Source organism: Streptococcus sp. HMSC072G04, from assembly GCF_001813295.1.
Lineage (GTDB): Bacteria > Bacillota > Bacilli > Lactobacillales > Streptococcaceae > Streptococcus.
Genome location: NZ_KV812036.1, coordinates 81,149 through 95,834 on the forward strand (window position 1 = coordinate 81,149; position 14,686 = coordinate 95,834).

Consider the following 14,686-nt stretch of genomic DNA (forward strand, 5'->3'; position numbering starts at 1 on the left):
GTTGTAGGCTCTTGAGTCGTAGTGGTTGTAGTTGTAGGCTCTTGAGTCGTAGTAGTTGTAGTAGTCGGCTCTTGAGTCGTAGTGGTTGTAGTAGTCGGCTCTTGAGTCGTAGTAGTTGTGGTAGTCGGCTCTTGAGTAGTAGTTGTAGTAGTGGTTGTAGTAGTGGTTGATGTCATATCGCCATCCACTCCACCGTTTGCATTAATATTTGCAACAGATGCATTTACTTCCTTGGAAACAACGGCTTGCTCCCCTTTAACGTGATACCATACCTTAGTATTGTTTAAGAAATTCTTTTGATTTTCATTCTCTACTTTAGTCTGGTAAAAGATCAGGACACCAGTCTTATTAATTTCACTTTGAGGAATAGTAACCGTAATTTTTCCTGCTGCATCAATTGTGAAAGTTGCTCCAGGAAAGTCTGCTAAGAAATCATCGATAGCAGTTGAGCCACCGTAATATCCTGGTTTGTTACCTGTAGTAGTAATACTAAAACTATCTTTTACAAGTGAATGACCACCTTGGATGTCATCTTCAACACGAACATCACCATCTACATCTAAGTTCATTGCATTAATGGTTAGTGTCCAAAGAATATGTTCAGGATCATTCGCGTGCATATCACCCGCTTTGAGATAGAATGGAGCGCTGTTAACACCAGTAGCCATTTTCTTAACGTTTAATTCTACTTTTCTAGCTCCACTAATAATAGTGAATTTTCCAACATGCTCCTTATCGGTTGCTGTATCGTTATGACCCTCAATCTCAAACTCACCCCAACCGCGAATGTTTTGAAGGTTTTTGATAGCTTCATTGAAAGTAACTGTCGCAGATCCATCTGTAATGACCATGTCTCCAACGTAAGTTCCGTCAATACTTAATGGAATAGTCTTTTTAAATCCTATCCCAAAGACTGTTCCAGAACTAGTCCAATTAACTTTTAATGTATCCCCCGGTTGAATCTTTTGTGCATGCTCATCAAATGTAAACTTAACAGTTGTTTGTCCACCATCTGTGATTTCTTCTGATGAAACAGTAAGTGAGCTAATATTGTTGCTGACATCGCCAGCTTTTACCATATCAGATTGCGATAATACGATGAATAATAATGGTAAAAATACAATAAAGAAGACTTTGACAAGTCTACTTAGATTCATTTTTTTCATTTTCTTCTCCCATTTTTCTCCAATATTTACATCAATTTGTATGTTGTTGCCAAAAACTTACAAAATTGAGAAATTTTTATAGGTGTCTTTTAAGATGACATTAATAAAAGTGCACCCCCCACTAGTCTATTTTCAAAAAAGACATCTACAAAGTGGATTATATCACAAATTAGTAAAATTTTAACAATAAAAATATTTTATCTATGAAATTTTAAGGATTTTATAAAAATCAGATAAATGAAAAAGGACTATTGTTTGTTAAAATAGTCCTTTTAGCTTAAAGTGGAACAACTTCAAGCTTATGTTTTATCTCATTGTCACAAATTCTTCGGATCCGGTTGGGTGAATGGCGACGGTTGCGTCGAAATCGGCTTTTGTCGCTCCCATCTTGATAGCAACTGCAAATCCTTGGATCATTTCATCGACTCCGTAGCCAAGACCATGAAGGCCAACAACCCTTTCTTCGGGACCAGAAGTGATGAGTTTGAATTTTGCTTGCTGGCGGTGTTGGGTAACAGCAGTGTACATGGAAGCAAATTGAGAAGTATAGACTTTGATATTCTCTTTACCATAAGTTTGCTGGGCTTCTTCCTCCGTTAGGCCAACGGTTCCAATAGCAGGGTGAGAAAAGACAACGGTTGGGATGTTTGTATAATCCATTTTGGCATTGACTTTTCCATTGAATAGTCGTTCAGAAAGAGTGCGTCCAGCTTTAATAGCGACAGGAGTTAATTCTTTTTCTCCTGTAACATCCCCAAGAGCATAGATTCCTGGAATAACTGTATTCTGGTATTCATCCACTGCAATGAATCCTTTTTCATTTAAGGTGACGCCTGCAGCTTCTAGATTGAGATCCTGGACGTTTGGTTTTCGTCCTGTTGCCCAGATAACATGATCTGCCACGTGGCTGGTCATATCCTCAAAATAAATCTTCACACGACCGTCTTCTAATTTTTCAAGCTTCATGGGAACCTTATGTTTGTGAAGCGGAAGGTTTTGTTTTTCCATTTCTTCCATTAAGCCATCGACAATGTAGGAATCAAACTTTCTTAATGGACGATCACCGCGAACGAAGAGATCGGTCTGAACACCAAGGGCATGGAGCACACCGGCTAGTTCCACTGCGATGTAGCCAGCTCCAATAATGGCAACAGATGTAGGAAGTTCTTGCCAAGCAAAGACATCATCAGAAGTTTCGCCAAATTCAGCTCCAGGAACAGAAGGAATAAAGGGATGGGCACCGGTCGCAATTACGATATGCTTGGCCTTAATGGTTTCTCCATTTACCTCAACCGTATGAGCATCCACAAAACGGGCACGTCCTTCAATTCGTTCAACCCCATTGCGTTTGAAACTGCCATCATAGGAATTACGGGAACGGTCAATATAGGCTTCGCGATTTTTTCTTAAGGTTGCAAAATCAAATTTTGTCTGTTCAGAAGTAAATCCATAGTCTGGTCCATAATCGCGAATAGCTTCTGCAATTTGTGCACCATACCACATAATTTTTTTAGGCACACATCCTCTGTTGACACAGGTGCCACCCAGTTGTTTTTCTTCAATGACGGCAGCCCGAGCTCCGTGCTCCCCAGCCCGGTTCATGGTAGCGATTCCTCCACTACCTCCACCAATTGAAATAATATCAAATTCTTTCATATTTTCCTCCTAAATGGGATTTCAGTTTGATTGTAATATCAACTGTTACAAAAGTCAAGGGTTTAGCATGTTACCAAGCATTTTAATTTCATTTTGCCGTGTCAGTTTTAGATAGAAAAGTAAGGAAATATGGTATACTATGGTATAGAATAAAACGCTTTCTTTGATGGAGAAAAACGATGAAGAAATTGAAAAAATGGCAACTATTTACAGCTGCAGGTGCAGCAATTGTGGTGATTGGAACAGGAAGTGTGATGATGTTTTCGCACCCAAGTACTCCTGATCAAGCAATCACGAAAGAAACTCCAATGGTGCAAACGGTCAAGGATGGCTCGATCGCTTCTTCGGTCTTGTTAACTGGGAAGGTCACTGCCAACCAGGAGCAGTATGTCTATTTTGATGGAACCAAAGGGGATTTGCAGTCGATTTTGGTCAATGTAGGAGATCAAGTAACGGCCGGTCAGCCAATTGTTCAGTATAGCAGTACAGAGGCCCAAACCGCTTATGATGCAGCCGTTCGTGCTGTCAATAAGGCAGATCGTCAGTTAAATGACTTACTGACAAATGGTGTGACCATTGATACGACAGGAGATGAAGAAGCAGATGCCAAATCGGCTTCGCAGACCCAACGAACAGTTGATTCTCAAGCTAGCGATTTACGAGATGCCAAGTCGGATGCGGTCGATAATATGAACAAGGCTAAGGCACTTCTGGATGCGACGACGGTCAAGAGTAACACAGATGGCACTGTGGTTGAAGTTAACAAAGATGTTTCAAAATCGACTACGGGGACCAACCAAACTCTGGTTCACATTGTGAGCAACGGAAATTTACAAGTCAAAGGGGAATTATCTGAATACAATTTGGCCAATATCTCTGAAGGTCAGGAAGTGGTCCTCACTTCCAAGGTTTATCCGGATAAAACCTGGACAGGAAAGATTTCTTATGTAGCGAACTATCCGACCGACGCGGGTCAAGCAGGTGCCAATGCAGCAGGTGGAACACAAGGAAGCGGTGGAGCCAAGTACCCATTCACAGTGGATATTACCAGTGAGATTGGGGAACTCAAACAAGGCTTTTCTGTCAATATTGAAGTCAAAAGTTCTACTCAACATCCCCTTGTTCCCGTGACAAGTGTCATGGCTGATGGGGATACGAGCTATGTATGGACGGTCGAAAATGGCAAGGCTAAGAAAGTAAAAGTGACGCTTGGTAACGCCGATGCTGAAAACCAGGAAATCTTGTCAGGCTTGAAGAAAGATGCTCAAGTTATTGTGAATCCTAATGAGAAACTGGAAGATGGAAAAGAGATCGGAAAATATGACAAAATTGATTGAACTAAAAGGAATCAATAAAACCTATAAAAATGGGGATCAGGAACTTCGTGTCTTAAAAGACATCGATTTAGAAGTCGAAGAGGGAGAATTTGTGGCCATTATGGGTCCATCTGGCTCAGGAAAATCGACCTTGATGAACGTCATTGGCTTGTTGGATCGCCCGACCAGTGGAGAGTATTTTCTAGAAGGTCAGGAGGTTGGAAATCTCAGTGAGAAAAAATTAGCACGTGTTCGTAATGAACAGATCGGTTTTGTCTTTCAACAATTCTTTCTTCTCTCCAAGCTCAATGCCTTTCAAAATGTAGAACTGCCTCTCATTTATGCGGGGGTTCATCCTGCTAAACGGAAGGAATTAGCTGAGCAGTACCTTGAAAAGGTGGAGCTCCATTCTCGCATGCACCATTTGCCTTCTGAGCTCTCAGGGGGTCAAAAACAGCGGGTTGCGATTGCTCGAGCCCTTGTCAATCAGCCAGCCATCGTCTTAGCAGATGAGCCGACTGGAGCCCTAGATACTAAGACGGGGGAGCAAATAATGGACTTGTTAACCAAGCTAAACCAAGAAGGAAAAACCATTATCATGGTTACACACGAACCAGAAATTGCTGCCTTTGCGCATCGTCGCATTGTCATTCGTGATGGAGTGATCTCCTCAGATAGCAAGCTGGAAAGGGGGACTTAATGCAAAATTGGAAATTTGCGATCAGCTCGATTATGAGCCATAAATTACGGTCTTTCTTGACCATGGTAGGGATCATTATTGGGGTCGCTTCTGTGGTTGTCATCATGGCTCTGGGAGATGGTATGAAAGCTGGTGTCACCAAGACCTTCACCAAGGACCAAGAGTATGTACAAATCTCCTATTCTCCCAACAAGAGTGGCTATGTAACAGGAATCAATATTGGCCCTTCTGAAGATACAGGAGAAGGCGGAGGTGAAAGTGGCCCTGCAGCTGAAGACCGAGGGATGGCTGCTCCATCGGATATTGATGGGGAAAATGCTGAAGATGTTGATGGTCAAGTCCAAGAAGCACCACCAGTTGTGCAAGAATCTTGGGTTAAGGAATTAACCAAGATTCAAGGCATCGATGGTTACTATGTTAGCAATACCTCCAATGCAACCATTGCTTTTCAAAAGAAAAAAGCAGACGGTGTGAACATCCAAGGGGTAAATGAAACCTATTTTTCTGTCAAAAAGGTTGAGCTCTTATCTGGGCGAAAATTAACCCCTTCAGACTATAGTAATTTTTCACGTGTGGTGCTCCTTGATGAAGGATTAGCCCAACAATTATTTGGAACGGAGAATCCACTGAATCAGGTGGTCTCTGTTGGGGATAACAATTATCGCGTCGTTGGTATTTTCAAGGATCCAAATGCAGGAACAGCTCTTTACGGAGCTTCCTCAGGTGGAAGTGCCTTGATGGCCAATACCCAGCTGGCATCTGAATTCGGAACCGATGAAATTCAAAATATTGTCGTCCATGTACCGGATGTGAAACAGATCAAAACCGTTGGGATCGAAGCTGCTCAAAAGTTAACAGAACTTTCAGGTGTTCGCCAGGGAGAATTTCAAATCTTTAATTTGGATAGCATCCTAGAGGAAACCAATAAAGTAGTAGGAATTATGACGTCAGTGATCGGTGCCATTGCAGGGATTTCCCTTTTGGTTGGCGGGATTGGAGTCATGAATATCATGTTGGTTTCTGTGACAGAGCGGACGAGAGAGATCGGTCTTCGCAAAGCATTGGGAGCAACCCGAGGTAAGATTTTGGTTCAATTTTTGATTGAGTCGATGGTCTTGACCATCATTGGTGGGCTGATTGGACTTGGCCTTGCTTATGGTGTGAATAGCTTGATTACTACACTCGCAGCATCCTCCCTAGAAGGACCGCCGATTATTTCCTTAAATGTCGCTATCGGCAGTATTATTTTCTCTGCTTTTGTAGGCATCATCTTTGGAATTTTACCAGCGAATAAGGCTTCTAAGTTAAATCCGATCGAAGCACTGCGTTATGAATAAAAAAATAGGAGCGGGTCAGGATGAATGGATCAAGATTCTCCACGCTCCTTTTTGATGCTGTTGTGGAATAGCTTGTCGAAATCTTTTCAATCATCTTATCTTATACAGGTCAAACTATTTGGACAGTCATCGACGGTCTTCCGATGTTTTTGAGTATTCATTCAAGAAGCTGTATTTTTTCTTCCATCTTATTTTTGTTTAATTGGTAAATATTAGTGAATTTCTGGTCTAAATATGATAGAATAGGGGAGAATAACTTAGGAGGTTCCAAATGACTACTGAACATATGGAAGAATTGAATGACCAGCAGATTGTCCGTCGTGAGAAAATGGCAGCCCTTCGTGAACAAGGAATCGATCCATTTGGGAAGCGATTCGAACGCACTGCAAATTCAGGTCAATTAAAAGAAAAATATTCAGAATTAGATAAAGAACAACTCCACGAATTGAACGAAACAGCAATTATTGCCGGTCGTCTCGTAACCAAACGTGGAAAAGGAAAGGTTGGCTTTGCCCATCTTCAAGACCGTGAAGGTCAAATTCAGATCTACGTTCGTAAGGACGCTGTTGGAGAAGAAAACTACGAAATCTTCAAAAAAGCAGACCTTGGTGATTTCCTTGGTGTTGAAGGGGAAATCATGCGCACAGACATGGGTGAACTTTCGATTAAAGCAACTCATATCACTCACTTGTCAAAAGCCCTTCGTCCTTTGCCTGAAAAATTCCACGGACTTTCAGACGTTGAAACCATCTATCGCAAACGTTATTTGGATTTGATTTCAAACCGTGAAAGCTTCGAACGCTTTGTAACCCGTTCAAAAATCATCTCTGAAATCCGTCGTTATTTAGATGATCAAGGATTCCTTGAAGTGGAAACACCAGTGCTTCACAATGAAGCTGGTGGTGCGGCTGCCAAACCATTTATCACTCACCACAATGCACAAAACATTGACATGGTGCTTCGTATCGCGACGGAGCTTCACTTGAAACGTTTGATTGTTGGTGGGATGGAACGCGTTTACGAAATCGGACGGATCTTCCGTAACGAAGGAATGGATGCCACTCACAACCCTGAATTCACTTCGATCGAAGTCTATCAATCTTACGCTGACTTCCACGATATCATGGACTTAACAGAAGGCATTATCCAACATGCTGCGAAAGCAGTCCATGGTGATGGTCCAATTGACTATCAAGGAACAGAAATCAAAATCAATGAACCATTCAAACGGGTTCACATGGTGGATGCGATCAAAGAAATCACAGGTGTTGACTTCTGGCAAGACATGACCTTTGAAGAAGCTGTAGCACTGGCAAACGAAAAACATGTACCGGTTGAAAAACACTACACAGAAGTGGGACAAATTATCAATGCCTTCTTCGAAGAATTCGTTGAAGAAACTTTGACACAACCAACTTTTGTTTATGGTCACCCAGTAGCAGTATCTCCATTGGCTAAGAAAAATCCAGAAGATCCACGCTTCACTGACCGTTTCGAACTCTTCATCATGACCAAAGAGTATGCCAATGCTTTCACGGAATTGAATGATCCGATCGATCAATTGCAACGGTTTGAAGCGCAAGCGCGTGCCAAAGAATTGGGAGATGACGAAGCTACAGGCATCGACTATGACTACGTTGAAGCTCTCGAATATGGTATGCCACCAACAGGTGGACTTGGAATTGGTATTGACCGTCTCGTTATGTTGTTGACCAATGTAACAACGATTCGCGACGTCCTTCTCTTCCCAACTATGAAATAAGCTAAAAGAAAACACTGATCGCAAGATCAGTGTTTTTTAGTCTTCCATATAAGAGGTGTCGTTCCAAGTATCTAAGTGATAGTGCTCAAAATCATCTGTTGTCAGAATTGTCACGCTGGCATTGTCTAGTCCGCCATTTTTGCGGAGTTCTCCTGTTTCATAACCAAGCAAGGTTCGAATAGAAGCTGTCAAATTAGCTCCATGTCCAACAATGAGAACAGTATCGAGCTCTTTTCCTTTCAGGCTTTTTACAAAATCACAGGTACGTTTGGTCGTTTCATAGACAGATTCTGCATCAAAGATTTCATTTTGAAAGTGGGCGAGGTTATGGCGAAAGGCATCCATTTGTTGGGGATAGATAGCTGAAATAGTAGAAATTTTAGCTCCTTCCAATTTTCCCAAATTCCATTCACGAAGAGCAGGCGTTGCTTGCAATTCTAGAGGTGTCTCCAATTGATCGAGAATGATCTTTGCGGTATGGACTGTTCGTGGCAGATCACTTGCAAAGGCTGCATCAAAAGGAACAGTAGCTAGGTGCTTTCCTAATTTTTCAAGCTGATGAATAGAGGCTGGTAACAGCGGAGAATCGCCATTTGATCCCTGAAAACGTCCTTCTTCATTCCATTCTGTCCGTCCGTGTCGTATAAAATATAGTTTCACAATCTTGTCTCCTTCTTTGTCATTATTCTAAAATATCTGCAAAAGTCGCCTTAACGAAGTCTGCTAGAAGTTGTGGTTTGATTTGAATACTATGGCCGATTTCCCCGGCAGATACGATCATGGTCTCTAACTGAAGGGCTGATTCATCGATAAAGATTGGGAAAGGATGCTTTTGACGAATGCCCACTGGATTATTGGCCCCATGAATATAACCTGTTGTTTTTTCGAGATCCTTTTGAGGAATCATTGCCACTTTCTTATTGCCCGATAATTTTGCCAATTTTTTCTCTGAAAGATGCTCCGTGATAGGAATGATCCCAATTACAGGACCTGTTTTATCTCCTTTGAGAGCTAGGGTTTTGAAAATAGTAGAGCGATCAATTCCTTCTGGTAAGATCCCTTCTAAAGCGTTGATTTGTAAGCCTATGTGCTCAATTTTTGCTTTTGTCAAGATCTGTTCGACCAAGGTTTTTTTTACTTTATTTTTTTTTGCCATGGCTTTCTCCTTTTTTCATTTTCTCTACAAAATCAGATTTCATTAGACCATTATAACATATAATAGTGGCGATATTACCTTCCCCTTTGAAAATAGAAAACAGCAGAAAAAGTGAAGATCACTTGATCTGCTGTTTTAAGGCTATGAGGAAGAGTTATCTTTTTGTACCTTGAAAAGTTTCCGATAAATCGCTTCTTGGTCTTGCGTCGGAGCAATTTGGTTGAGATCCAAGTAGTGTGAGAATCCATTTAATTGCCCTTGAGAGGTATATTGATGCAAGTCGTATTCCGTATTGGTATCTGGCGCGGCATTGTAGTAGCCATCATCAAATCCATAAGTAGGAATCCAAAGAGCCGTAAATTTATCAGTGGAGATACTATGTTCTTCCATGAAGTAGGTTCCGATATAGAGTCCAATATTTTTTGCACCCAAAGCTTGTAGTTTTGCTCGGAAAGCTTCAACACCTGCGTTCATATCCTTCATGGTTTTTTCCTCAACGTCTAACCAATAGTAGGTCGGTTTGTAAGGAGAAGCAGCCTTGTAAAATTCTTCTGCTTCTTTTTCCATTTCTTTTTTATCCTTAGCCGCGACATAAGCATAGACTGCGACTGGGATATTTCGTTTTTGGAATTCTTGGATATGGGTTTTAAAAGATTTATCCAGACCATTTAAGTAGGTTGCTGCATTTTCCTTTTTAGCTTGAGCCCCACTATGGACACGAACGATCACACCTCCCACATTTTGGGAGAGGACATCGTAATCAATTTCACTAGGCAATTGCCAGCCTGAGATATCAATGATCGGGCGGCCAACCAGTTCTGGATTGATGTCTTCCTCTTTTTTAGAAGAAGAGCTTGCAGTAGTTGTTTTTCGAGGTGTATTGGAGTTCGGAATGGTTTTGGTTGTTTCTTGTCGCTCTCTGGCTTGTAGATCAGCAATTGTTCGTGAAAGAACGAGAAAAGAAATGAAACTGATAAAAAAGACCAAGAGAACAACGGGTTTTATCCTTTTTCTCATACAGAATCATTTTACCGTAAAAAAAACGAAAAGGCAAAACTTAATGCTTAAAAGATCCCAATTTCAGCCATTATTTTCAAAAAAAAGGAATCTTTTCATCGAAAAAGGATAAAAATATATGAAAATAAGAAGAATGATTAGAATATTTCTTGAAAATAGGGAAGAAGCCGAATCTTTTCTGGCCTTTCCTTGGTTTTGCTTCTTAAAAATGATATAATGAAGGTTGAACATTAGGAATATGGTGAATTATGAAAATTGAAAAAAGACATCTTTTAAATTATTCCATCCTCATTCCCTATTTGATTTTATCCATCATTGGCTTGATTGTTGTCTATTCGACAACAAGTGCCTTGGCAATTCAAAGTGGAGTGAGTTCGATTCGGATGGTACGGACACAGGGGCTCTTTTTTATCCTTAGTCTCCTAACCATCGCCCTGATTTATAAATTTAGCTTAGATTTCCTTCGAAATAAAAAAGTACTGGCTTTTGTCATTTTTGCTGAAGTGATTTTGTTGATTCTGTCTAGGTTTATTACAGATACGGTCAATGGAGCTCATGGTTGGTTGACAATTCCTGGAGGATTCAGTATCCAGCCAGCGGAGTACCTTAAGGTGATCTTAGTCTGGTATCTAGCCTTGATCTTTTCTAAACGACAAGACGAGATACGCGATTATGATTATCAAGCCTTGACCCATAATGAATGGATTCCAAGGAATTTAAACGATTGGCGTTGGCTGACCTTGATTTTGATTGGAATCGTTGTGATTATGCCGGACTTGGGAAATGCGACGATCTTGGCCTTAACGGTCTTGATCATGATTACGGCTAGTGGAGTGGGCTACCGTTGGTTTACCTCTTTACTTGGTCTAGTTGTTGGAGCATCTACCATTGTCCTTGGTTCAATATGGATCATCGGTGTGGACCGTGTCGCTAAAATTCCTGTCTTTGGTTATGTGGCCAAACGTTTTAGTGCCTTCTTTAACCCCTTTAATGACTTGTCTGGCGCAGGTCACCAATTAGCTAATTCTTACTATGCCATGAGTAACGGTGGTTGGTTTGGCTTGGGGCTAGGAAATTCCATTGAAAAACAAGGTTACTTACCAGAAGCGCACACAGACTTTGTGTTTGCAATTGTGATTGAAGAATTAGGTTTTGTTGGAGCTAGCTTGATCCTTGCTCTCTTATTCTTCTTAATTCTTCGGATCATTTTAGTCGGTATTCGAGCAAAGAATCCTTTTAATTCGATGATGGCCATTGGGATCGGTGGGATGATCTTAGTGCAAACCTTCATTAACATCGGAGGAATTTCTGGTTTGATTCCGTCTACAGGAGTGACTTTCCCCTTCTTATCCCAAGGGGGAAATAGCTTATGGGTCTTATCCGTAGCGATTGCTTTCGTTTTGAATATCGACGCTAGTGAAAAACGGGCTAAGATGGAACAAGAAGGCATGGTTTTTGAAGAAAAAGGTAAAATCAAACCTTATTATTAAAAGGGAATTGTTGAATGGCTATTCAAAAAGGAGAAAAAATGGTCTTACAAAAATTAGAGAACTTCACAAATAAAGATATTATCAAAGAAGAAGCCGAAATCTTAACCAATTTATTAGATGATATTACGAAAAATTTGGTTCGTCCGGAAACCTTTGATAAAATTACGCAGTTGAAGGATCTATCAAAAACACAGAACTATCGTGAGTTAAATCAAATAGTGGAACAATTGACAAATGAAGAAATGACAGTGATTTCACGTTATTTTGCCATTTTACCACTCTTGATTAACATTTCAGAAGATGTTGATTTGGCCTATGAAATCAATCATTTGAATAACGTAGATGGTGAATACCTCGGAAAACTTTCTTCAACCATTAAAGAAGTTGCGAAAAATGAAGATGCACAAGAAATTCTTGAAAATCTCAACATTGTACCTGTTTTAACAGCCCATCCAACTCAAGTGCAACGAAAAACCATGCTGGATCTAACCAATCATATTCATGCTCTTCTTCGTCAGCATCGGGATGTTAAAGCTGGTTTAATGAATGAGAATAAGTGGTATAACAACCTTCGTTGTAATATCGAAATCATGATGCAAACGGATATGATTCGTGACAAAAAATTGAAGGTTACTAATGAAATCACCAATGTTATGGAATATTACAATAGCTCTTTCTTGCAAGCTGTTCCAAACCTGATGTTGGAATACAAACGCTTGGCAAAAGAGCATGGATTAGAGCTTGAACAACCACGTCCGATCACAATGGGCATGTGGATTGGGGGAGACCGGGACGGGAATCCATTTGTAACAGCTGAGACCTTGAAGCGTTCAGCAACTATTCAAAGTGAAGTCATTTTGAACTATTACATCGAAAAGATTTCTAAATTATACCGTCATTTCTCCCTTTCAACGAGTCTTTCTAAAACAAGTGAAGCAGTAGCTGAAATGGCAGCCCTATCCAGTGATACATCCGTCTTTCGTGAAAAAGAACCATACCGTCGTGCTTTCCACTATATCCAGTCAAAATTGATCCAGACTTTGGTCAATTTAAAAGAATGGACGATGGTGGGAGAAACCAGAGAAGATCGTTATGCTGTTGAGAGATTATTAGGGGCAAATGCTCATCAACAAGGGCCAGTTTCTGATTATATCGGCAATCGTATTTCTGGGGCTCTAAAGAAAATTTCTGAGAAAGAGTCTCCAGCTTATACATCAGCTCAAGAATTTAAAGAAGACCTTGAAAAGATTAAAGATTCCTTGTTGGAAAACAAATCAGAGTATTTAATTTCTGGTGAGTTTGCAGAACTTCTAGAAGCCATCGATGTTTTTGGTTTCTATCTCGCCTCTATTGATATGCGTCAGGATTCGAGTGTACATGAAGCCTGTGTGGCAGAATTGCTGAAATCAGCAGGGATTAATGACCACTATTCTGATTTATCAGAGGATGAAAAGTGTCAAGTTCTCTTGAAAGAACTTTTAGAAGACCCACGTATTTTATCAGCAACTCATGCTGAAAAATCTGAACAGCTTGAAAAAGAATTAGCGATTTTCCAAACGGCCCGTGAATTGAAGGATCGTTTAGGAGAAGAAGTCATTCGTCAAAACATCATTTCTCATGCAACCAGTGTGTCAGATATGTTGGAATTGGCTGTGATGTTGAAAGAAGTGGGCTTAGTCGATACAGAAAAAGCTCGCGTTCAAATCGTACCGTTGTTTGAAACGATCGAAGATTTGGATCATTCAGAAGAAACCATGAGAAGTTACTTGTCTCTTCCGATTGCCAAACGTTGGATTGCTTCTAAGAACAACTACCAAGAGATTATGTTAGGTTACTCTGATTCCAACAAAGATGGTGGATACTTGTCTTCTTGTTGGACCCTCTTTAAAGCCCAACAACAATTGACCGCTATCGGAGATGAGTTTGGAGTGAAGATTACCTTCTTCCATGGTCGTGGTGGTACGGTTGGTCGTGGTGGAGGTCCTACTTATGAAGCCATCACTTCTCAACCGTTGAAATCCATTAATGATCGTATTCGCTTAACCGAGCAAGGGGAAGTGATCGGCAATAAATATGGAAATAAAGATGCTGCCTACTACAACCTTGAGATGCTCGTCTCTGCAACCATTAACCGAATGATTGCCGAACAAAAGAGTCCATTCTCTATGTTTGATCGTTTCGGGGAAGTCATGGATAAAGTCGTGAATCGCAGTTACGATATCTATCGTGATTTGGTCTTTGGAAATGAGCACTTCTATGATTACTTCTTTGAATCAAGTCCAATTAAAGCAATTTCAAGCTTTAATATTGGTTCACGTCCAGCTGCTCGTAAGACCATTACAGAAATCGGTGGTTTGCGTGCTATCCCATGGGTCTTCTCTTGGTCACAAAGTCGGGTGATGTTCCCTGGTTGGTATGGAGTAGGTTCTAGCTTTAAGGAATTTATCGACGAGGATCCTGAGAATATTGAAACCCTTCGATACATGTATAAAAACTGGCCTTTCTTCCAATCTCTCTTGTCAAATGTGGACATGGTCTTATCCAAAGCCAACATGGATATTGCCTTTGAGTACGCGCAATTGTGTGAAGAAGAAGAAGTGCGCAATATCTATCAGATTATCTTACATGAATGGCAATTGACCAAGGACATCATCTTGATGATTGAGGAACAAGACGAGTTGCTCGCTGAAAACCCTTATCTGAAAGAAAGTTTGGATTATCGGATGCCGTACTTTAACGTCTTGAACTATATTCAGTTAGAATTGATTCGACGTCAACGGACCGGCCAATTACCAGCCGATCAAGACAAGCTGATCCATATTACGATCAATGGAGTGGCTACAGGATTACGAAATTCAGGTTAAAAAAATCGGAACGACTGTTCCGATTTTTTTATTCCCTGATATTAAAGGAGCAAAAGGTATGTAATGGCTTGAATAGAAGATTTTAAATGAGAATTTTCAAAGCTAGATCAGGATCTTTCAGCAAGATGATAAAATAAAAGAAAAGAAGAGGAATAATTAAGAAAATATAGGTAAAAGGCTTGCAATTTTATCTAAAATTCGATAGAATAGTAAGGAAAGTTA

General features: G+C 40.5%; 11 protein-coding genes. 6 read left to right on the forward strand and 5 right to left on the reverse strand.

What is annotated here, in order from left to right:
- Together HMPREF2904_RS11765 and gorA are read right to left on the reverse strand one after the other, a co-directional pair.
- Positions 1-1,157: collagen binding domain-containing protein (locus HMPREF2904_RS11765; protein ID WP_256263267.1), on the reverse strand; the 1,157-nt coding region annotated here is incomplete at its 3' end.
- Positions 1,158-1,472: 315 nt separating this feature from the next.
- Positions 1,473-2,822, reverse strand: coding sequence for a glutathione-disulfide reductase (gene gorA / locus HMPREF2904_RS08385; protein ID WP_070661855.1), 1,350 nt, complete (start codon positions 2,820-2,822; stop codon positions 1,473-1,475).
- A gap of 179 nt (positions 2,823-3,001) precedes the next feature.
- Here gorA and HMPREF2904_RS08390 point away from each other — a divergent pair, with 179 nt between their 5' ends.
- From HMPREF2904_RS08390 to lysS, 4 genes are all read left to right on the forward strand, one after another.
- Entirely contained in the window at positions 3,002-4,159 is a 1,158-nt protein-coding gene (locus HMPREF2904_RS08390) for an efflux RND transporter periplasmic adaptor subunit (protein ID WP_070506635.1), read from the forward strand.
- On the forward strand, positions 4,143-4,838 hold the full coding sequence (locus HMPREF2904_RS08395; RefSeq protein WP_003002759.1) for an ABC transporter ATP-binding protein: 696 nt from the start codon (positions 4,143-4,145) through the stop codon (positions 4,836-4,838). The genes HMPREF2904_RS08390 and HMPREF2904_RS08395 overlap by 17 nt, the downstream gene beginning before the upstream one ends.
- Positions 4,838-6,175: an ABC transporter permease gene (locus tag HMPREF2904_RS08400; RefSeq protein ID WP_070661857.1), complete on the forward strand. Its 1,338-nt coding sequence runs from the start codon at positions 4,838-4,840 to the stop codon at positions 6,173-6,175. The genes HMPREF2904_RS08395 and HMPREF2904_RS08400 overlap by 1 nt, the downstream gene beginning before the upstream one ends.
- A 271-nt stretch (positions 6,176-6,446) precedes the next feature.
- Positions 6,447-7,937: a lysine--tRNA ligase gene (lysS, locus tag HMPREF2904_RS08405; RefSeq protein WP_070661860.1), complete on the forward strand. Its 1,491-nt coding sequence runs from the start codon at positions 6,447-6,449 to the stop codon at positions 7,935-7,937.
- A 36-nt stretch (positions 7,938-7,973) separates the two neighbouring features.
- Here the strand turns inward: lysS and HMPREF2904_RS08410 are convergent, their stop codons facing one another.
- The 3 genes from HMPREF2904_RS08410 to HMPREF2904_RS08420 all read right to left on the reverse strand — a co-directional run bounded on the left by HMPREF2904_RS08410 (position 7,974) and on the right by HMPREF2904_RS08420 (position 10,110).
- On the reverse strand, positions 7,974-8,597 hold the full coding sequence (locus HMPREF2904_RS08410) for a histidine phosphatase family protein (protein WP_070661863.1): 624 nt from the start codon (positions 8,595-8,597) through the stop codon (positions 7,974-7,976).
- A 22-nt stretch (positions 8,598-8,619) separates the two neighbouring features.
- Entirely contained in the window at positions 8,620-9,093 is a 474-nt protein-coding gene (locus HMPREF2904_RS08415; protein WP_049488869.1) for an aminoacyl-tRNA deacylase, read from the reverse strand.
- A 141-nt stretch (positions 9,094-9,234) separates the two neighbouring features.
- Positions 9,235-10,110 carry a GH25 family lysozyme gene (locus HMPREF2904_RS08420; protein ID WP_070661866.1) on the reverse strand — a complete coding sequence of 292 codons (876 nt, stop codon included), beginning with the start codon at positions 10,108-10,110 and terminating at the stop codon, positions 9,235-9,237.
- 248 nt (positions 10,111-10,358) lie between these two features.
- Here HMPREF2904_RS08420 and ftsW point away from each other — a divergent pair, with 248 nt between their 5' ends.
- Positions 10,359-11,600, forward strand: a complete 1,242-nt coding sequence (ftsW, locus tag HMPREF2904_RS08425) for a cell division peptidoglycan polymerase FtsW (protein ID WP_070661869.1) — start codon at positions 10,359-10,361, stop codon at positions 11,598-11,600.
- 38 nt (positions 11,601-11,638) lie between these two features.
- The gene (gene ppc, locus HMPREF2904_RS08430) at positions 11,639-14,464 is read left to right on the forward strand and encodes a phosphoenolpyruvate carboxylase (RefSeq protein ID WP_070662191.1); all 2,826 of its coding nucleotides are present in this window, start codon (positions 11,639-11,641) and stop codon (positions 14,462-14,464) included.
- Positions 14,465-14,686: the final 222 nt, after the last annotated feature.

Excerpts from the sequence above, each read along its gene's own strand:
- ppc (WP_070662191.1), top strand. The coding sequence starts at position 11,639 with ATGGTCTTACAAAAATTAGAGAACTTCACAAATAAAGATATTATCAAA.
- gorA (WP_070661855.1), bottom strand. The coding sequence starts at position 2,822 with ATGAAAGAATTTGATATTATTTCAATTGGTGGAGGTAGTGGAGGAATC.
- HMPREF2904_RS08390 (WP_070506635.1), top strand. The coding sequence starts at position 3,002 with ATGAAGAAATTGAAAAAATGGCAACTATTTACAGCTGCAGGTGCAGCA.
- HMPREF2904_RS08415 (WP_049488869.1), bottom strand. The coding sequence starts at position 9,093 with ATGGCAAAAAAAAATAAAGTAAAAAAAACCTTGGTCGAACAGATCTTG.
- lysS (WP_070661860.1), top strand. The coding sequence starts at position 6,447 with ATGACTACTGAACATATGGAAGAATTGAATGACCAGCAGATTGTCCGT.
- HMPREF2904_RS08400 (WP_070661857.1), top strand. The coding sequence starts at position 4,838 with ATGCAAAATTGGAAATTTGCGATCAGCTCGATTATGAGCCATAAATTA.
- HMPREF2904_RS08420 (WP_070661866.1), bottom strand. The coding sequence starts at position 10,110 with ATGAGAAAAAGGATAAAACCCGTTGTTCTCTTGGTCTTTTTTATCAGT.
- HMPREF2904_RS08395 (WP_003002759.1), top strand. The coding sequence starts at position 4,143 with ATGACAAAATTGATTGAACTAAAAGGAATCAATAAAACCTATAAAAAT.
- ftsW (WP_070661869.1), top strand. The coding sequence starts at position 10,359 with ATGAAAATTGAAAAAAGACATCTTTTAAATTATTCCATCCTCATTCCC.